General features: G+C 40.8%; 15 protein-coding genes. 12 read left to right on the forward strand and 3 right to left on the reverse strand.

Going from position 1 to position 19,443, the window contains the following annotated elements; translation table 11 throughout:
- The first annotated feature begins 258 nt into the window (after positions 1 to 258).
- The 3 genes from AC07UV_RS16470 (at position 259) to AC07UV_RS16480 (ending at position 5,187) form a co-directional block, all read left to right on the forward strand.
- Entirely contained in the window at positions 259 to 1,935 is a 1,677-nt protein-coding gene (locus tag AC07UV_RS16470; protein WP_495184537.1) for an FAD-binding dehydrogenase, read from the forward strand.
- Between the two features lie 168 nt (positions 1,936 to 2,103).
- Complete coding sequence (locus tag AC07UV_RS16475; RefSeq protein ID WP_495184538.1) at positions 2,104 to 3,387, forward strand: Gfo/Idh/MocA family protein; 1,284 nt, start codon at positions 2,104 to 2,106, stop codon at positions 3,385 to 3,387.
- A 33-nt stretch (positions 3,388 to 3,420) separates the two neighbouring features.
- A complete protein-coding gene (locus AC07UV_RS16480) occupies positions 3,421 to 5,187 on the forward strand; it encodes an alpha-L-fucosidase (RefSeq protein ID WP_495184539.1) in 1,767 nt (588 codons plus the stop codon).
- A gap of 27 nt (positions 5,188 to 5,214) precedes the next feature.
- On the opposite strand, the gene AC07UV_RS16485 is transcribed toward AC07UV_RS16480, so the two are convergent.
- Entirely contained in the window at positions 5,215 to 5,685 is a 471-nt protein-coding gene (locus tag AC07UV_RS16485; RefSeq protein ID WP_495184540.1) for a hypothetical protein, read from the reverse strand.
- 183 nt (positions 5,686 to 5,868) lie between these two features.
- Positions 5,869 to 6,705, reverse strand: a complete 837-nt coding sequence (locus tag AC07UV_RS16490) for a cold-shock protein (protein WP_282255633.1) — start codon at positions 6,703 to 6,705, stop codon at positions 5,869 to 5,871.
- Positions 6,706 to 7,005: 300 nt separating this feature from the next.
- On the opposite strand from AC07UV_RS16490, the gene AC07UV_RS16495 reads away from it, so the two are divergent.
- The 9 genes from AC07UV_RS16495 (at position 7,006) to AC07UV_RS16535 (ending at position 19,010) form a co-directional block, all read left to right on the forward strand.
- On the forward strand, positions 7,006 to 7,419 hold the full coding sequence (locus AC07UV_RS16495) for a GNAT family N-acetyltransferase (protein ID WP_495184541.1): 414 nt from the start codon (positions 7,006 to 7,008) through the stop codon (positions 7,417 to 7,419).
- Positions 7,420 to 7,434: 15 nt separating this feature from the next.
- The gene (locus tag AC07UV_RS16500) at positions 7,435 to 8,340 is read left to right on the forward strand and encodes an SPL family radical SAM protein (RefSeq protein ID WP_495184542.1); all 906 of its coding nucleotides are present in this window, start codon (positions 7,435 to 7,437) and stop codon (positions 8,338 to 8,340) included.
- A 322-nt stretch (positions 8,341 to 8,662) separates the two neighbouring features.
- Entirely contained in the window at positions 8,663 to 11,428 is a 2,766-nt protein-coding gene (locus tag AC07UV_RS16505) for a TonB-dependent receptor (protein WP_495184543.1), read from the forward strand.
- Between the two features lie 19 nt (positions 11,429 to 11,447).
- Entirely contained in the window at positions 11,448 to 12,764 is a 1,317-nt protein-coding gene (locus tag AC07UV_RS16510; RefSeq protein ID WP_495184544.1) for a DUF4876 domain-containing protein, read from the forward strand.
- Positions 12,765 to 12,906: 142 nt separating this feature from the next.
- Positions 12,907 to 14,463: a DUF6850 family outer membrane beta-barrel protein gene (locus AC07UV_RS16515; protein WP_495184545.1), complete on the forward strand. Its 1,557-nt coding sequence runs from the start codon at positions 12,907 to 12,909 to the stop codon at positions 14,461 to 14,463.
- A gap of 66 nt (positions 14,464 to 14,529) precedes the next feature.
- Complete coding sequence (locus AC07UV_RS16520; RefSeq protein WP_495184546.1) at positions 14,530 to 15,660, forward strand: cytochrome-c peroxidase; 1,131 nt, start codon at positions 14,530 to 14,532, stop codon at positions 15,658 to 15,660.
- A 441-nt stretch (positions 15,661 to 16,101) separates the two neighbouring features.
- A complete protein-coding gene (locus AC07UV_RS16525; RefSeq protein WP_282255621.1) occupies positions 16,102 to 17,343 on the forward strand; it encodes a quaternary amine ABC transporter ATP-binding protein in 1,242 nt (413 codons plus the stop codon).
- A gap of 2 nt (positions 17,344 to 17,345) precedes the next feature.
- On the forward strand, positions 17,346 to 18,170 hold the full coding sequence (locus AC07UV_RS16530) for an ABC transporter permease (protein ID WP_495184547.1): 825 nt from the start codon (positions 17,346 to 17,348) through the stop codon (positions 18,168 to 18,170).
- A 3-nt stretch (positions 18,171 to 18,173) separates the two neighbouring features.
- Positions 18,174 to 19,010: a glycine betaine ABC transporter substrate-binding protein gene (locus AC07UV_RS16535; RefSeq protein ID WP_495184548.1), complete on the forward strand. Its 837-nt coding sequence runs from the start codon at positions 18,174 to 18,176 to the stop codon at positions 19,008 to 19,010.
- 96 nt (positions 19,011 to 19,106) lie between these two features.
- On the opposite strand, the gene AC07UV_RS16540 is transcribed toward AC07UV_RS16535, so the two are convergent.
- On the reverse strand, positions 19,107 to 19,424 hold the full coding sequence (locus AC07UV_RS16540) for a hypothetical protein (protein WP_495184549.1): 318 nt from the start codon (positions 19,422 to 19,424) through the stop codon (positions 19,107 to 19,109).
- Between the last annotated feature and the right edge of the window lie 19 nt (positions 19,425 to 19,443).

Below are 19,443 nucleotides of genomic sequence, written 5' to 3' on the forward strand. Positions count from 1 at the left end.
TCAAATCAAAAAGGAGCGACTTGCTTAATATTATTATTTGAGTTTGTGATGCAGCAAAGGTAGAATAGTATTTTATATCATTAAAATAATTTAAATTGTATTTATGTATAATTTTAATTATAATTTGCGTTCCTTTTTCACAGGTTGAATTTTATTTCTCTTTGTACATCAGAAGAGAAAAGGTAAATTTAAGGGAACCAACAGTAAACTTACGTACAAGAAGCCGTAAAGAAAATCGAACCCATTGATATAAACAGTATGCGGATAGAAGAACAATTTAAACCTGACGCCATCATTATTGGGACCGGTCTGGCGGGATTAACAGCAGCAATGGAAATTACCAATGTGGGGAAGAAGGTGCTTTTATTGGATCAGGAAACGGAAGAAAATATTGGTGGACAGGCCTTTTGGTCATTTGGAGGTCTATTTCTTATCAATTCACCACAGCAACGCCGCATGGGAATCAAAGACTCCCTGGAAATGGCACAGCAAGACTGGTTAGGGACCGCAGGATTTGATCGAACGGAAGATTATTGGCCCCGTCAATGGGCAGAGGCCTATTTGAAATTTGCTGCCAGTGAGAAATACGCCTATGTAACCAAGCTGGGGATTAAATTCATGTTTATGGTAGGCTGGGCCGAGCGCGGAGATGGCAGTGCTTCTGGTCATGGCAATTCGGTTCCCAGATTCCATGTGAGTTGGGGAACTGGAACAGGGGTGGTCAGGCCATTTGTAGAAAAAGCTTATGCTGCCGAAAAAAGCGGACTATTGCAATTTAAATTTAGGCATCGCGTGACGAAGCTAATAACGGAAAATAACACTGTAACTGGAGTATCCGGCGATATTTTAGAAGCTGATGATAAGCAAAGAGGGGTAGCGACCAATAGAAACGTCATCGATACATTTGAATACTATGCTCCAGATGTTATCATTGCTTCAGGGGGGCTTGGAGCCAACCACGAGCTAGTCCGGAAGAATTGGCCTGAACGATTGGGAAAAGCGCCGATACATATGATCTCAGGGGTTCCGGCCTATGTAGATGGAAAGATGATCGGTATAGCCGAAGAAGTCGGAGCACACACGATCAATAAAGACCGTATGTGGCATTATACAGAGGGTATTCAGAACTGGAATCCGATTTGGCCCAATCATGGTATCCGTATCCTTCCGGGGCCCTCCTCACTTTGGTTTGATGCAAAAGGAAATAGACTTCCAGCACCATTCTTACCGGGATTTGATACCTTGGGTACCCTAAAACATATACAAGATAGTGGCTATTCATATTCCTGGTTTATTCTCACACAAAAGATCATAAAAAAAGAATTTGCACTTTCTGGATCCGAACAAAACCCAGATATCACCAACAGGGATTATAAACTCTTCCTCAAACGAATTTTTGGTAAAAAGGCCCCCGGCCCAGTTGAAGCATTTAAGGAGAATGGAGTAGATTTTATCGTTTCAGATACATTATCGGAATTGATACGTAAGATGAACCTCCTGTCTGGAGATGAGCTGTTAAATTATGAATCTATTGAATCACTGATCTTAGCAAGAGATCGGGAATTGGATAACAAATTCTCCAAAGATACGCAGGTCAATTATATCCGTAGTACGCGGAACTATCTTGGCGATAGATTAGGCCGGGTTTCACCTCCGCATAAGATATTGGACCCAAAGAATGGACCTTTGATTGCCGTACGGCTCCATGTATTGACGCGTAAGACATTGGGTGGGCTTAAAACCAATCTTGACGCACAGGTCTTGACGATAAACGATGATACTATCGAAGGATTGTATGCCGTTGGTGAGGTGGCAGGTTTTGGAGGCGGTGGTATGCACGGATACAGAGCCCTGGAAGGGACATTTTTGGGTGGTTGTATTTTTTCTGGGATGAAAGCGGGAAAACATATTGCAGGTAAAGCCCATCGCCCATAACCCAATAATTTCTCGTTAATGCTACCAAAACCTTAAAAGATGAAATAAGGATTATCGTATTTTTCCTAATCTTCAAGATTAAATCTTATATTAGTTATTTCTAGGGAAAGTGCTGCATGAATCGTCTTTGCTAAAAAGATAGTAGAGCAAAATCAACCAAACTAAGCAATGAAAAGAAAAGATTTTATCCGTAATGCAGGGATTCTTACTGCCTCAACACTATTTGCCAATACAAGTGTTTTCGGTTTTCAATCAGAACTTATCCGTGTTGGACTGATTGGTGTAAACGGTATGGGCTGGTCCAATCTAAATGCGATATTGAAAATCCCCGGTGTCCAATGTACAGCACTTTGTGATGTAGATGAAAATATACTCAGCAGCCGAGTGGGGGAATTAAAAAAACGGAATATTACAGTCAAAACCTATATTGATTATAAAGATTTGCTCAAAGCAACAGATGTGGATGTTGTTATCATAGCCACCCCAGACCATTGGCATTGCCTACAGATGGTAGATGCTGTTGCAGCAGGCAAGGATGTATATGTTGAAAAACCTATTGGAAATTCCATTCGGGAATGTGAAGTCATGGTTGCCGCTGCGAAAAAATATAACCGTGTTGTACAGGTGGGGCAATGGCAACGTAGTCAACAGCATTTCAGAGATGCAATGGCATTTGTACATGGTGGAAAACTGGGTAAAATCCGTTTGGTCAAAGCTTGGGCTTATCAAGGTTGGATGAAGAGTATTCCTGTGTTGGCAGATGCTGCCGTTCCTGCAGGTGTTCATTATGATAAGTGGCTGGGACCTGCTCCAAAACGGGCTTTCAACCCCAATCGTTTTCATTTCAATTTTAGGTGGTATTGGGACTATGCGGGCGGCTTGATGACGGATTGGGGAGTCCATATGTTGGATTATGCTTTGATTGGGATGAAGGTTTCTGATCCGGTATCCGTTATGGCTGCCGGAGGGAAGTTTGCTTATCCCGATGATGCAGCCGAAACACCGGATAGTTTAACAACAGTGTATGAGTTTGATGGATTCAATGTCCAATGGGAGCAGGCAACAGGAATAGATCTTGGCCCCTATCAAAAAACACATGGTGTCGCTTTTATCGGTAACAACGGTACGTTGGTCGTTAATCGTGAAGGCTGGGAGGTTATTCCTGAAAAAGGACGTATGGAAGCTGTTGCTTTTCAACCTTCAAAAGATAATGGGCTCGATAAACATATGGTCAATTTTATAACGGCAGTTCGAAATAAATCCAGTGAAGGACTTCATGCGCCGATCGAAGCGGGTGCCCATATTGCCATTTTCTCACAAATGGGGAATATTGCTTATCGCAGCAAGAAAAAATTGTTTTGGGATAAAAATAAGCGAACTTTCAATGATAGGGAGGCAGATCGCTACTTGGCTAAAAGTTATCAAAATGGGTATAGTATGCCTAAGGTATAATGTTGTACCTAGATGTATCAAAAGTTTTTATAGATGAGTTTTAAAAAGATTGTATGGGGGACAGTGATCAGCATATTGTGTACACAAGGGGCCCTGGCGCAACGAATGGAAGAGATGTGGGATGGCGCTGGAGGGAAAAATACTGTTTCAAAAGATAGGGGAAAGCTGTTTCGAGAGGGGAAGTATGCCCTATTTATTCATTGGGGGATCTATTCCCAACTAGCAAATAAATGGCAGGGAAAAACCTATTATGGAATAGGAGAATGGCTTATGAACAAGAGCATGGCGAATATTCCACCCGTAGAATATAAGTTGGTAGCATCTTCCTTTCATCCGGATCACTTTGATGCCAAAGCGATCGTAAAGCTGGCAAAAGATGCTGGAATGCGTTATATCGTTATTACCAGTAAACACCATGACGGATTTTCGATGTTTCATTCGAAAGTAAATCCATTCAATATTGTCGATGCGACGGATTTTAAACGTGATCCTATGATCGAATTGGCTAAAGCATGTAAAGAAGGTGGCATCGGTTTTGGATTTTATTATTCTCAAAATCAGGATTGGACTTATCCCGGTGGAAACGGTGGACCCAAGGTGGATGCGCAGGGGAAAATGAAATCTTTTGACGATTACTTTTGGGAGAAATGCTATCCCGAAGTGCAGCAAATTACAACAGGCTATGGTCCTATAGAACTGGTATGGTTTGATACGCCGGGTGGAATGGATAAAAAATACGCACAGAAGCTAGTTGAACTGGTACATAAAAATCAACCGGGAGCCTATGTGTCAGGAAGGGTGGGGCATGGGCTCGGAGATTATTCTACTCTTGGTGACATGGAAGTGTCTCGGGAGAATGTGGATGGCATTTGGGAAACTGTGGATGTGACCAATGATTCCTGGGGCTATGCTTGGTATGACAATAATTGGAAGAGTAGTCAGGAGATATTGCAACGTACACTATCAACTGTCGCACGTGGGGGAACATATATGCTGAATGTGGGACCTAAACCGGATGGTTCTATTCCGGATCAGGCAGGTTTGGCTCTGCGCAATGCCGGTGCTTGGATCAAGCGTTATCCCGAAACGGTTTATGGCGCGCAAGCATCACCCTGGGGACATGCGCTACCTTGGGGCGATGCCACCGTGCAGGGGGATCGTATTTCCTTACTGGTCTATCATTGGCCTACTGATGGAGCCTTATATGTTCCGGGGTTGATCACAGGGATTCAGTCCATTAAACTCCGGGGCTCGAAAGATCAAGGAAAATTGAATTATACACTTGAAAAGGGCTGGCTTAAAATTGATATTCCGAAAGTTGCTCCCGAAAAGAAGGTATCTGTCATCGAGGTTAAGTTAAACGGTACACCTCACGTCGAAAAAATGCTGGGGGTTGATCCGGTTCTGGAAACGATTATCCCAGTTGATTTTGGAGAGGTGGAGAGCTGTACTAAAGAAGGGAAATCCTGGATGGAGAAATTTGGCGAATGGAAACATGTTGTTCAGGTCAGTAAATGGACAGAAAAAAGTAAGTTCTCCTATGAAATAGCTGTCAAAAAGCCTGGTTATTATCAGGTAGATATGAATTATGCAGGCGAAGGAAGGATGGTATGGCGTATTGAAAACTCAGCGGGCGAGGTTGTTCAAAACCAACAAGAGTCGGCCCATGTCTATAACTGGTATCCTTGGGGCTGGATGAAATTTGAAAATGCCGGACGATATAAAATAACTGTTTCGTTGATCGAAGGTGATGGTGATAAAGCGAGTCTGACTGCGCTTCGGTTTAAATATGTGGAATAGGAAAGGGGGGATTTGCGAAGATGGGTATTACTTTTGGTACTTACTCGTCAAAAACCGGATTAGTCCGGCCATCGCTTTAAAGGCAAGTAAGCCTAGGCCTGTACCCAAAATAATCCCTAGGACGAGGCCGATTAGCATAGCCATGTTATTGCTGCTCCAGTCATAAACTGCATTTAGGAAAATGCAAAATATAACGGAAACAATGCTACTGCCCAATATGGCTGAGGAAAGAAATAGGGTTTTGAAACCTTTGGTTATTGACCGCTGTTGTAATCCGACGATAACAGATGTTGAAATAATGCCGGCACTAATGAGTAGGATGATTGTGACGATAAAAAGTAAGCCAAGAAGGATGCTTATCACCGCGAGTGCCAGAAAGACAAGTGAGCCCATGAGGAGCAAGGTTGCTATAAAATCATCGTCGTTACGGAAAGAGTCTATTAAATAGAAATAATCGGATAGCTGTCGAAATAGTAATGTATAAAACAATTCTTGCATTATAATAATTTAGTTAATCTTGTGGCTTTATTCGTGTTAATGTTGCTTTGTTCTAACCAAATTACCTGTTTATCTTAATATTTGAAAGGCTGTTGTTTTATTTATTTTCTTCTTGATTTAATTCTTCTGTAAGTTTTCGCGGATTTCTTCTATTATCGAGCCCCTATGCTGCGCTAATTTATCTTACTGCATAATCAGATTAATTTTCTCAATAGAGTCTTCGTTTTCAAGGAAATCGATATAGGGGATCAGAGGCTCGATATCCCCTTTGTCCATTGTTTCTATATCATCAAATAAAGCCTCTACAAATTCGTTACAGAAGGATTTACCAAAACTGTAGTCCCTGATTCTTGCTAAATCATCATAATTGATCTCCGTTGCGTTTAGATTCAGCACTTCTTCAGGAATCTCATAGTCACCATCAGCAGGATAGCCGATATATCTGAACATTCTTTCTTTCCATACCCGAAATAGAATCTGATGTGAGACATGGTTTCCGAAGTATTTAAATACCTGAGAGAGAAGCTCAGTTGCCGTTTCTTTTTCGAAGGTGCCCGAAATGCTTTTGTCAAGTAGTTCGGCATAAGCCAAGAAAATGGAACAGTCGAACCGGAAATCAAAGTGAGAAGTCAACATAGAAACTACATTGTCTTTGCCCTGGGTTCGTAGTAATTGTCTTGCTGCTAATGAGGTGAGGTTGTGCTTTTGCTCGTGGCCGTGGTTATCGGGGATGAGTACGGTATGATCCTTGTCCAGAAGGGAGATAACGAATTTCCAATCTTCAGGCCTTTTGAGGATTTTACAGTTGTGGGCTAAGTAACCGTTCCGCTTGGGATCCGATTTCTTGTCTCCGACAATTACCTCACCAGGCTGGATAATATGCTCTGGAGGGATTTTAAACCTGCGTATATGCACAAAGAGTTCTTCTCCGGAAGGTAACGCAAGGGTACCAAATCCTTTGTTATTGTCGAACCATTTGACAGCGCCGATAAACATGGCTGGTGTTGAGTTTTGTTTCAATGCTATAAAGGTAATGAAAAATATTTATTATGCATTGAAAATTAAATATTTGCGATTATCCGATGAATAAAGAGATTTTTTTAATGCATTAGTTCTTTTGAGATGATTTTTCTGGTTGTTAAGATACAACGAAAACAAGTCAGTTGAAGTAATTTATAGATATATAGCCCATTGATCCATGACTGAAATTCATATTTGCCAATAATTATTTATGTATTTTTCGTTAGTGTATAATCAATGCGGTTTTGAAAAATGTATTATTATGAATAATTTCATAAATAATAAACTCATCATTTTACTATGCATTATCAAGCCGTATATCAGAAGATAGATTATAAACGCTATCAATTTTTAAGACAACAGTCCGGGTTATCTCCAAAAACGGACGAAGCTGCACGTCTAGGGATGGAAAATTCCTTATGCTGTGTGGCTATTTTGGATGGGGGCAACGACAATGAAATAGTAGGTATGGGTAGGATCGTTGGCGATGGTGCTTGCCATTGCCAGGTCGTTGACATCTGTGTGCTCCCCGAACATCAGAAAAAAGGGCTTGGAAAACTGATTATGCAGAAACTTGATGAATACATGAATTCGAACCTGCCAGATAGCTGCTATGTCAGTTTGATCGCTGATGGTCCTGCTTTCCAGCTCTATGCGCAATATGGTTTTAAGGAAGTGTGGCCTGCATCAAGAGGTATGGGTAGAACGTTTTAAAATGAATAGGCTATTATGCATCGTATAATTGCGAAATCTATCCTCAATAAGACAAAACGAAGAGATCCTTGGTTTCTTGATGATTATACGTTGAATCCCTACAGTGGTTGCTCTTTTAATTGTTTGTATTGTTATATCCGGGGAAGTAAGTACGGACTCAACATGGCTGAAAAGCTGAGTATGAAGGGCAATGCTGTCGAATTGCTGGAAAAGCAGCTGGCATTACGTGCGCGTAAAAAACAATATGGAATTATTGTCCTTTCTTCTGTAACAGATCCTTATCTGCAAATGGAACATACTGAATTGCTCACCAGACAGTCATTGGAAGTCATCCTACACTATCGTTTTCCGGTGCATATTATTACGAAATCGAACTTAGTCACCCGAGATTTTGATTTGTTGAAACGGATTGATGCAGAAGCAATACTTCCTGAAGATCTTCAGTCGAGATTAGGACATAAGGCTTTTGTTACTTTTTCATTTTCGACTATAGATGATCGTGTCGCCCGGATTTTTGAGCCCGGAGCCCCATTGCCCTCACTACGATTGGAAGCATTAAGGCAAGCGCGTGAACACGGACTCCATAGTGGAGTCAGTCTGATGCCACTGTTGCCCTATATATCGGATACTGGAGCGAGCCTGGAACTGCTATTTCAGACTTTTCAGGCTATTGGTGCCAGCTATATTTTTCCTGCCACCCTTGCTTTATATGGGAGTGATCCAGCGGATAATAGAGCCTTGGTCATGCGTGCTATTGAAAAGCATTATCCGCATCTAATACAAAAGTATCAGCGTTTATTTGGCGCAGATGGTAAATTACCAGTTTACTATCGTCAAGCTTTTACAGATAAGGCTAAATCGTTGTGTTCACAATATGGATTGCGGGATAGTCTGTTTTGTTCAAAAAGCCCTGACGAGTAGTCCATGTTTTCAAAAATAAGCCGTCCTTTTACCTACTGTTCTGGGCTTGCTATTTATCCACGAAAGCCAGGCATCAACACAATGTTTTTTCCGCTTTTACCAGCCCGTAGATTACCCCATTTATAATCTATTATTAAATTGTTCAGGTAGCATTTGTATTCGTTTTTGTGCGTTTTTTTATTTATTGATTGAGCTATATTGCTGTATATAATTTAGATTTATTAAAAATAATTTTAATAAGTGCTTTTAAATCGCCTATATTTGCAATTGTTTAGAATGATTTTAAACAAACGTATTTCTAGATGCGTTTTTGTTCGTACTTATGAAAAAAGAATATTGGACTATTTTTGCCTCACTTTGTCTCGTTATGGATGTATATGGGCAATCCGTGTTAATTCAGGGAAAAGTTACCGATAATAGGAAGACGTTATTATCAGGAAGCACTGTAATGCTGAATCAACTGGATCTGTCTAGTATCACCAATAATCGAGGCGAGTATAGTCTAAAAATTCCGACCGAGCAATTTGGCAAATCGATTATTTTATCAGTCTCTTATTTAGGGAAAAAGGGGATAGAGCGGACAATTTTATTGGATTCAGTAAAAAAGGTTGAGAATTTTGTCTTGCAGGATATGAGTCTAGCGCTCGATGAGGTGGCTGTACAGGCGAAAAAGGGAGAACTAAGTAATTCCTCCTTAGTATTTGACCGAGAAATGATCGAAAGATATCCCGCTCTCAGTGTAAATGACTTGTTGAACCGCCTTCCTAACCGCAAAAATACAGCTCCTTCCGTGCAAGATATGCAAATGTTGACACTGCGTGGAGCCTTTGAAGAAACTACTGGCGGCACACGGAATGCAGACGAACTCAATAATGCTTTTGGTGTTGCCATCGTCATGGATGATATTACCCTTGGAAATAATGGGAATATGCAAGGACGTAACCCCGGTATATTTGGAATGTCAGGCGCAACTAACTCCATCAAACCTTCAGATTATGGATTGACGGGGCGTCCGGGGACGACAAAATCCTATTCGGGGGAGAATGTTTTTGGGGGTGTGGATCTGCGTCAGATCCCTGTAGAGAATATTGAGCGTTTGGAGGTAATATCGGGGGTCGCCCCGGCACGCTATGGTGATTTATCCAACGGTGCTGTTATCATTGAAAGGCAGGCAGGAAAGACCCCTGCTTTTTTCCGGCTTCAGGTCCGTAGTAATGCCACCTCATATGGATTATCCAAAGGTATGAGCCTAGGGAAGAATTTGGGGACGATCAACGCTGATTTAGGTTATGTTAAATCCTATGCGGACAATAGGGACAAATTGAAGCAATATGACCGTGTTAATGGGACATTGATCTGGACAAATTACTTTGGAGCTGAAAAAAGATTAAAACAGACTTTTTCGGGATCGTATAATAAGGTGATTGACCGGGTGAATAAGGATCCGGATGATCCGCAGTCCAATGCCATTTCATTTGGTGGTTGGGGATGGAATGCCGCTAGCCGCACGAGTTACAAATTGGATCACGAATTTCTCAAAAACATCAATTTTAATGTAGGTATAAGTTCCAGCCAGCAGAATACCTACCGGGAACATTATTATAATGATGCCGTTGTGCTCTATACCGATTCTGTCCAGACAGGTATTGTGGAAGGACAATATGCACCAGGGCAGTATACGGCAGTAGATGCTGTGGACAATAGACCTATAAATTTAAATGGCCGGCTCGAAGCAAACGCTTTCGCAATCACAGGGCTTATTACGCACAAAATAAATTTTGGAGCAAATTATAGCTATGATATTAATCGAGGTAGGGGCCGTCTAGCGGATCCTTCTATGCCAAAAAAAGACCTAGGAAGCAGATCAGATCGATATTACGATTTCTCGTTGCTACATGCCCTACAAAATTTCGGTTTCTATGCTGAGGATGCTGCACGTATGAAATTATTTGATAAAGACCTATCCATAAGAGCGGGGCTTCGCTGGGACGTCATGAATGGCCATTCTTCATTTTCCCCGCGAACGAATATAAATTATGCGCTTTCCAAATCCACCCAAATTGGACTGGCTTATGGTCTATCTTTTAAATCTCCCGGATTGGCCCAACTATACCCCGGACCTACATTTGATGAGATTATTTTGCTAAATGCTTATAATGGACGAGAAGATGAGAGTACAGCCTTGATTTATCTGAGAAGGTATGAAAAAGACAATAGCAATCTGAAAAGCAGTATGGGACAGACTTTAGAGTCTTCCTTGTCCTGGAACAAAAATGGTCATTATTTACGGACTAATCTTTTTTATAAAAAGAACGCACGTAGTATCAATACTGCTACTGCTTATGAAGGGAGAGACTTACCAACATATTCGGCAACCCCGGCTCCGGGTGCCAAACCAGTTATCACGGAGACCGGAACAAAGCGGTATCTGTTGTCCAATCTATATTTTGACAATAGTAATAGTTCCTCCAACTTCGGCCTTGAGGTCATGTATTCAGCTCCGCGCATTCCGTCTCTCATGACAACTTTTTCGGCAACGGCTGCATTTACGCTTGCTAATGCAAGTTCTTCGACGTTAAATAGTACTCCGTTTAATACCGAACAAACAGCATTGGATGATATTGTAATCGGTTTTTTTCCGGCTAAGTCTACCAAAAGTTATTTGAGCAGAGCACAGCTCAGAAGCTCAACACATTTTCCGGCGCTGCGATTGATTATCGAATTAAGTGCAGACTGTGAATTGTATAATTATAGCAAAACTGCCTATGGGGATATTATACCCGTAGGATACTATACCCGCGACTATGAATATCATGAGATTGATCAATTTGATATAACGAATCCAAAACATCTCGAACTCTATGAGAAAAGAAAAGTCGATGCGGATCGTGTCAATGCCGATAATAATTATGTGTATTGGAACTTTAATCTCAATATGGCCAAGGAGATAGGCAAGAATATCTATCTCTCTTTTAATGTGTATAATTTCCTGGATTATCAGCCACGGTTTTATAGAGCCGGGGCGACTGGGGTGAAGGCTCCCAATTCGTCACCAAACTATGGTGCACAATTAACATATAAATTCTAAAACTCAAAAACTAAACAATATGAAAACACGTTATTTGATTCCGTTTTTATTTTTACCTTTTATATCTTGTAAAAAGGATAATACACCCGGTGTACAGCCATTGGATCTTAAATTGAATTTGAAATACGCATCTGCGGAGCTAAATGGTAAGTTAGATTTGAGCAAGGTGGTTGTTAAAGTGACCAATCTGTCGACAAAGACCAGTATGACCTATTCACCGACCCAAGGCGTGGTCAATCTGGTATCCATTATGCCAGGCGAATACGATATAGATGCTTCCATTACAATTCCCAAAGAGCAATATTTTAACTCAACGGGGGAAGCAATTTTTGAGGATGTTACATTTAATGCGGCGATAAAAAAAGTGACCTTAACCAGTTCGTCAAGTTTAGACCTTGAATTAATTGCTGGTCTTCTGGGCAACTTTGTTATAAAACAAATCTATTATGCCGGATCAGACAATAAAGAAGGCGCTATTTATAGAGATCAGTTTTTTGAAGTTTATAATAATACCGACCGGGTTTTATATGCTGATAGCCTTTATTTGGGCCGTCTGTGGGGAAGACAGCGGAATACAAACGAAGCTGTTTACTATCAGAACAATGGGCAATTGGATTGGAGTAAATCATTGGGTATGACTGGCGGAGAAGCTGCGAATACAGATTATGTCTATTTAAGAGATCTGTTTATGATTCCGGGAAATGGGAAAAGTTATCCTGTAGAACCTGGTAAAAGTATTGTGATTGCGCAGAATGCTTTAAACCATAAAGTGCCTTTTGTCGGAAATAACGGAAAAGAAGTGACCATTAAAAAACCGGAATTAACAGTTGATCTGAGCAACGCAAGCTTCGAAGTATATTATGGTGATATTCCAGGGAATAAACCATTCGCGTCTGATATTGACAACCCAAAGGTACCTAATGTGCAAATTTTGGATTATGTGGGCAACGATTGGATTTTAGATAATTTAGGGCGGGATGCTTACGTGATATTTAAACATGCTGATCGTGCTGCAGTAGCGAACCTTCCTAGCTACCCTGAACCGTCCATAAATCCACCAAATTCTACAGTAAAAAAATACAGACAGTTGCCTGTCAATTGGATTATGGATGCCGTAGATGTACAACCCAATACGACAGATGATAGAATTCCTAAAAAACTCCCTCCGGCCTTAGATGCAGGTTTTACATTCGTTACACTCGGTGGCTATTCATCGCAATCCGTGATGCGCAGAACCGACAAAACCACGAATGGTGTCCGAAAGTTGAAGGATACGAATAATTCTACGGTGGATTTCGTTGTGATAAAAGCAAATCCATTCGGATTTGCGGATTAAGATGCGCAATGTAATTCTATTCCATCTGCTTACTGTCAAGCAGATGGAATTTGAAATATTAGCTGATGACCCGTTCCAGATGATTTTCCATCTGAACGCTCATTTATAACCTCAACAGGTCATCAATAAAACAATTAAATAGATGAAAAGTATTCAATATATTGCTTCCGCTACCGTATTTTTCCTAAGCTCTATTGCTGTGCAAGGACAGATAAAATCCAGTGCAACGGTGGATTCGTTGACAGCGACACTGTACTGGTACCAACCTTCATCTATTATGTCTCATGATATGGCTGTTCGAAATAGGGTATGGATTTCTGAAGAAATGAAGAATAAGTCTTCTATACTGGGGATTCAACAGACGGTTGCCAGAGGAAGTTTTCAGCCTGCTCAGGGGGCCAATGGACTAAAACAGACCCATATTTTTACGGAGGGGAAAACACAATGGCAAAAGACTAATTTCTGGGGACGATTTTCCTACGACCGCAGTTCGGAGGATAGCACTGCCATGCGCCATCAATCTAGATGGAATGAAGACGCTCCAGTTTATTTTGGCTCCCTAAAAAAAAATAAATACAATCGGGAAACATATAAACTAGATGCTGGAATTCAGCATGCATTTCTAAATAATCGCCTGCCCATTTCCTTAGGGATTGATTATAGGTTAGGTTCTCATTACTCCAATAATGATCCAAGAGGAGATATTAAAGATATGAATTTACAGTTTAAATTGAGTGTCGGGCACAATCTCCCAAAAATTTCTTATCACCTTTCGGGTATTTGGGGTTACGGTTCTGAACGGGTAAATGTGGGCTATAAAAATGAAAAGTACACCAAAAATACCGAAGATCCCCTGTATGTTAATTGGATAATGAACGGTTTTGGAAATGCACACGAAAGGATAAGCGAGATCAACTACAATGATATCATCGATCGGGCAGGAATTGGCGGACATCTGCTATTAAAACCCAATGGAGCTGATAAGATCTACCTAAATGGACAATATATTAATGAAAAGCAGTCTTTCCGAAGAAATGATAATTCTAAACAGACTTATTTATTGCTAAATGATTATACGAAGGATATCAGCTCTATAGATTTTTTATGGAGTCGCCAGATGCATAACCAAAAATCATTGAAACTGGCATTAACTGGGCAGATTGAGGAAGGAAAAGACTTTAATTATACCTATTTATCAAATAATTATACCTATCAGCAAAATCAGATGCAAATCAAGGGCCTGTTTGGTTTTCGTCAGTTTCAGACCGAAGGGAGTATAGCTGTGCGAAATTTTAGAAAAAAAGATGGCGTGACTGGTAATGCAATGGATGTAGATCAGATCAAAGCAGGGATTGGTCTAAATCGCAGATTTCGAGTAAATGAGCGATCTGATCTATTGGGTTCTGTTCATTATCTCAGACAATGGTCTCCTGCGAATGATTTAATTGTGTCGGATTTGAATACAGGCAATTTTGCGAAGCAGATTCTTTATCAGGATTACCGCTATGAGACCGCTTCAAGTAACACTTGGGCAACATCATGGGTATGGGTGACTCATCGGGGTAAAACAGACTGGAGTCTGCAGTTTCAGTTAGATTATCAGCATCGGGGCGATCTGATGTCATTGAATTATGACTTGTTAAGCTTACCCGGTAAAGATAGGTTTTTAGGCAAATTGGGTGTTTCGTATATTTTCTGATGCGATCGTGTACCCCATTGAAGGAACAACAGGTATTTTTTAAGCATATTTAAGGTTATATTAATCATGAAAAAACATTTTGCAGTATTGGTCAGTATCATTGGACTTGTTGGTTTACTTTCCATGAAAGATCAACAAAAAGCACTGTATGAAGAACTGCAGTTGCTTTATCGAAGACCAATAAGCGAGTGGCCTAAGCCTACGATTGATGTTGGTGTCAGCTGGAAGGAATTTACATCATTGCCTAAGGTTGATACAAGTTATTTTTCTTTGATGGAAAAGCCGGATGTCAAGCTGGGAAAATATCTTTTCTTTGATCCGATTCTGTCTGGTAGCAATCAGATCTCCTGTAGCAGCTGTCACAATCCCCAGACATCATGGGCTGATAAATTGACGGTCCCGGTTGGCAATGATCATTTGGAGGGGACACGTAATACACCATCACTACTGAATGTGTATGCGCGGAAAGAATTGTTTTGGGATGGAAGATCCAAGTCGCTGGAAGAACAGGCTTTGGGGCCTATTGAAGCTCATCATGAAATGGACATGGATCTGACCAAATTGATTCCAAAATTGAAAGCTATCCCGGCCTATAACAAGCTGTTTCTAGCAGCCTTTGGAGAGGAAGATTATTCCATGCCAGAGGTTTTAAAGGCCTTAGGTGCTTTTCAACGGACTTTAACAAGTAGACGTAGTCGCTTTGATGAGTTTTTGGATGGTAATTATAAGGTGTTGTCCGAGCAAGAGGTACGTGGACTACATCTCTTCCGTACAAAAGCGAGATGTATGAATTGTCACAATGGTCAGTTTTTTACGGACGACGCTTATCATAACATCGGACTGACTTATTACAAGCGTAAATATCAAGACCTGGGTAGGTATGAGATTACAAAAGATCCTGCTGATGTAGGGCGTTTTAGAACACCTTCACTGCGAGACGTGATGAATACTGATCCGTGGATGCACAATGGATTATTCTGGAATATGACAGGATTGCTCAACATGTATAACAGTGGGATGCAGATGAACTCCGCGAAGCCAGAACAGAAGGCCAAAGATGCATTTTATCCGGTTACAGACCCTTTAATGCAACCTTTGAATCTTAGTAAAGAGGAAATAAAAGATATCGAGGCATTTTTACATGCCATCACAGCAACTTCCTATCGGATGCGACGTCCTGAAAGTTTGCCGCGGTAGTGTCTACAAGCACCTATTTTTACTTTGTTTGGTGTTTTTTATAACATACTTACAGTGAGATATCTATGTGGTTAAAAAGGCATTTAATTTATTTTTCGTACCTTTGTGCTGTCAAAAGACAGAATGGCGTGAGTTTATTCCGCTAGGACTGGAACCTTTTTGAGGCACAGTCGAAGTTGTTCGTTGTACTTGTTGAAGTATATTTTGGAGTTGTGTTTAGCACATCTCGTCTTTAAAAGATTAGTTTCTTTTTCATCGTTGCTCTTATCGAACCGAGAGTAAAGCGTGTTAGTTAATAAGTAGATTGAACTGAAGTTTAAAATTTCGATCAAACGAATTCAACTGTAGGGATATTTTATGTGAATGAAAACTACGTAGGTGTGCAGCCTTAGTGGTTTACTCATGCTCTTTTGTTTTATTTATGTTTAAAAAAATTAAAGAATGGATAAAACTAGAAAGGTAAAGGTAAAAGTTGAAGATTTAACCATTGTTTTTGGTAAACAAAAAAAACAAGCTTTGAAATTATTGGACGAGGGGTTTTCGAAGAAAGAAATCTTGGAAAAGACGGCTTGTACAATAGGAATTAACAAAGCAAATTTCGAAATCTATGAGGGTGAGTTTTTTGTGATTATGGGGCTTTCGGGAAGCGGCAAATCGACCTTACTTCGTTGTTTAAACCGATTGAATGAGCCTACCTCAGGAAAGGTATTTGTCAATGACGAAGATATTACCGGGAAAAATAATAAAGAGCTTTTGGAAGTGCGCAGGACAGAAATGAGTATGGTCTTTCAAAAATTCGGCTTGCTGCCACACCACACTGTACTGAGTAATGCTGCATTTGGATTGGAAATAAGAGGTGAGGACAAAGAATCACGTGAGGCAAAAGCACAAAAGGCTCTTGATATTGTTGGATTGAACGGCTTTGAACAGCAGCTGCCAGCTCAACTTTCCGGCGGGATGCAGCAACGCGTAGGATTGGCTCGGGCTTTGGCCAATGATCCTGAAGTGTTACTGATGGATGAAGCGTTTTCGGCACTGGACCCGCTAATCAAAGCTGAAATGCAGGATCAGCTGCTTGAACTGCAGGACACGCTACAGAAAACTATTGTCTTTATTACGCATGATCTCGACGAAGCCATCAAATTGGGCGATCGTATCGTCATTATGAAGGACGGGGTAATTGAACAGATTGGTACTGCAGAGGATATTCTGACGAACCCAGCAAGTGATTATGTAAAAGCTTTTGTCGAAAAAGTGGATCGGAAAGCAATTATTACCGCAGGCTCCCTGATGTTTGAAAAACCGACTGTTGTACGATTCAAAAAAGATGGTCCCGAGGGTGCTCTGCGCAAAATGCGTGCTTCAGGTATAGATATATTACCTGTCGTGGATGTGCATGATCATTTTTTTGGTTTTGTCCATATTAATGAAGTGATCCAGTCGGCCAAACGCAAAGAACCGACCGTTGAGGCCATCATTCACGCAAATGTTCCTACCGTATCAAAAGAAGTGACTGTGGAGGAAATGTTACCTCTGATATCAGAAGTGCGATCGCCCATTGCTGTGGTCAATGAACACAACCGTTTACTGGGAATCGTAACCCAGACTTCATTAATTATTGAGGCGACCAAATACAACGAAGAGGAAATCATAGAATTAAAAGAGCAAGCAAATAATCAATAGATATGAATAAAGTAATCGACATAGGACAATATATAACCATCGCTGTCAATTGGTTGACAGACAATCTGAAACCATTTTTTGACCTGATCAAAAATACCGGAAATACGTCTATTCTTGGTCTTGAATGGTTATTGATCGCGACTCCGTTTTTCGTGATGATCGCACTTTTTACAGCATTGGCCTGGTGGAAATCCGGTAAAGGCGTTGCGCTGACCACATTCCTGGGATTGACATTGATCTATCTGATGGGATTTTGGACGGAAACAATGGAGACATTGGCTTTGGTGCTGGTCGCGACGGTGACAGCATTACTTATTTCTGTACCGATAGGGATATGGGCGGCCAAAAATAAATTTGCAGCAAAGATCATTCGGCCTTTATTGGATTTAATGCAGACGATGCCTGCTTTTGTCTATCTGATACCAGCAGTACTGTTTTTTAGTATCGGAAAAGTACCCGGTGCCTTTGCTACGATCATTTTTGCAATGCCCCCGGCGGTTCGCCTGACCACGCTGGGTATTGATGGGGTACCGAAGGATATTGTTGAGGCTGCCCGTTCATTTGGAGCAACCAATCGGCAGATTTTATTTAAGGTGGAGTTGCCTTTGGCGACCAAAACAATTCTTGCGGGGATCAATCAAACGATATTGTTATCGTTGTCAATGGTTGTTATCGCTGGGATGATTGCTGCAGGAGGCTTGGGTGAAAGGGTTCTCGAAGGAATAAACAACCTGGATATTGGCCTTGGATTTGAAAGCGGTCTGTCTGTCGTGATTTTGGCAATTATACTGGACCGAATAACACAAGGTTTTGTAAATAAAAAATAAATAATGGTGAAAATTAAGTTAATAGGAATCTGGATACTGGTATTTTTGTTTTCAGCTTGTAACAGTAGCAGGAATAAGAATATCATTCATATTGGTATGGTTGACGGTTGGGCAGAGGGTGTCGCAATGACCTATATTGCCAAAGCGATCATGGAGGAGAAAGGTTACCATGTTGTGATACAGCGTGCTACCCCAGATATGATCTTGGCTTCGATGAATAATGGCGATACAGATCTGTATATGGATGTCTGGCTGCCATTAACACATGGCGCTAAGGTAGCGAAGTTCCCAAATCTACAGGAAATCGGTACGAGTTATGCTTCCGCCCGCAATGGTCTTGTTGTGCCCGATTATGTATCCATTGATGATATCGAGCAATTGAAAGCACACGAAGCGCAGTTCGATAATAGAATTATTGGGATCGAAAAAGGTGCGGGGATCACAAGGGCTGTGGATCAGGTTATCAAAGACTATAACCTGAACTATAAACACGTAAATTCATCCACGGTAGCGATGATTACTGAGCTACAGAATGCAATTAAAGCCCATAGATGGATTGTTGTGGCGGGTTGGCAGCCCCATTGGATGTTTGCTAAGATGAAATTGAAGTTTTTAAATGATCCAAAAAAAACATTGGGTAGCACTGAAGAGATTAAAATCTTTGCACGCAGAGACTTCCGCAAGGATCAACCAGAATTGGCAAGCCTCTTTTCACAGATCCATTTTGATGATGCAACAATGGCAGATCTCTTGGCACAAATGGAGGGAACGCGAGATAAAGCAGCTACTGCCAAAAATTGGTTGACAGAGCACCGTGGCCAGCTAAAAATCACCGAATAGACCCTAAGTTTACATGCTTTGCTTAACTCCATTTGACTCTTCAAATGGAGTTAAATTTTGCTTATCATCCTTTTTCTACTCCCAGCAGATAGATCACTAAAATACATCAGAACTCGAAATATTAGCCTCAGGTGTCGTATTTCGCACATTTTTTAAAAATATACGGGCCAAATTGATACGTTGCTTTTGATCGGCCGAAAGCGGATAGCGTTCATCATCAACAAAGGTGTCCAGACCATTCGGAAACTCCCAGGCAAAGTCCAGTACCATGGCTTTCTCCGCTGCAAGAATAACGTCCAACTTACTAGCTAGGGGATTGCCCATTTTGATATTATTATAAATGCTATCTGGGAGTAGCAGGCTGTCTATATCCTGAATTAATGACAGCTTAGTTTCAATTTTTTTCTTTTGCATGTGCTTATTTGTATTAAAT

It is taken from the genome of Sphingobacterium sp. GW821-FHT03E03 (assembly GCF_059420745.1).

What these genes read in the sequence shown, in the direction of transcription:
- AC07UV_RS16470 (WP_495184537.1), top strand. Translation starts at nt 259, where the DNA reads ATGCGGATAGAAGAACAATTTAAACCTGACGCCATCATTATTGGGACC.
- AC07UV_RS16510 (WP_495184544.1), top strand. Translation starts at nt 11,448, where the DNA reads ATGAAAACACGTTATTTGATTCCGTTTTTATTTTTACCTTTTATATCT.
- AC07UV_RS16540 (WP_495184549.1), bottom strand. Translation starts at nt 19,424, where the DNA reads ATGCAAAAGAAAAAAATTGAAACTAAGCTGTCATTAATTCAGGATATA.
- AC07UV_RS16480 (WP_495184539.1), top strand. Translation starts at nt 3,421, where the DNA reads ATGAGTTTTAAAAAGATTGTATGGGGGACAGTGATCAGCATATTGTGT.
- AC07UV_RS16525 (WP_282255621.1), top strand. Translation starts at nt 16,102, where the DNA reads ATGGATAAAACTAGAAAGGTAAAGGTAAAAGTTGAAGATTTAACCATT.
- AC07UV_RS16520 (WP_495184546.1), top strand. Translation starts at nt 14,530, where the DNA reads ATGAAAAAACATTTTGCAGTATTGGTCAGTATCATTGGACTTGTTGGT.
- AC07UV_RS16535 (WP_495184548.1), top strand. Translation starts at nt 18,174, where the DNA reads ATGGTGAAAATTAAGTTAATAGGAATCTGGATACTGGTATTTTTGTTT.
- AC07UV_RS16500 (WP_495184542.1), top strand. Translation starts at nt 7,435, where the DNA reads ATGCATCGTATAATTGCGAAATCTATCCTCAATAAGACAAAACGAAGA.
- AC07UV_RS16485 (WP_495184540.1), bottom strand. Translation starts at nt 5,685, where the DNA reads ATGCAAGAATTGTTTTATACATTACTATTTCGACAGCTATCCGATTAT.
- AC07UV_RS16495 (WP_495184541.1), top strand. Translation starts at nt 7,006, where the DNA reads ATGCATTATCAAGCCGTATATCAGAAGATAGATTATAAACGCTATCAA.
- AC07UV_RS16475 (WP_495184538.1), top strand. Translation starts at nt 2,104, where the DNA reads ATGAAAAGAAAAGATTTTATCCGTAATGCAGGGATTCTTACTGCCTCA.
- AC07UV_RS16530 (WP_495184547.1), top strand. Translation starts at nt 17,346, where the DNA reads ATGAATAAAGTAATCGACATAGGACAATATATAACCATCGCTGTCAAT.
- AC07UV_RS16505 (WP_495184543.1), top strand. Translation starts at nt 8,663, where the DNA reads ATGAAAAAAGAATATTGGACTATTTTTGCCTCACTTTGTCTCGTTATG.
- AC07UV_RS16515 (WP_495184545.1), top strand. Translation starts at nt 12,907, where the DNA reads ATGAAAAGTATTCAATATATTGCTTCCGCTACCGTATTTTTCCTAAGC.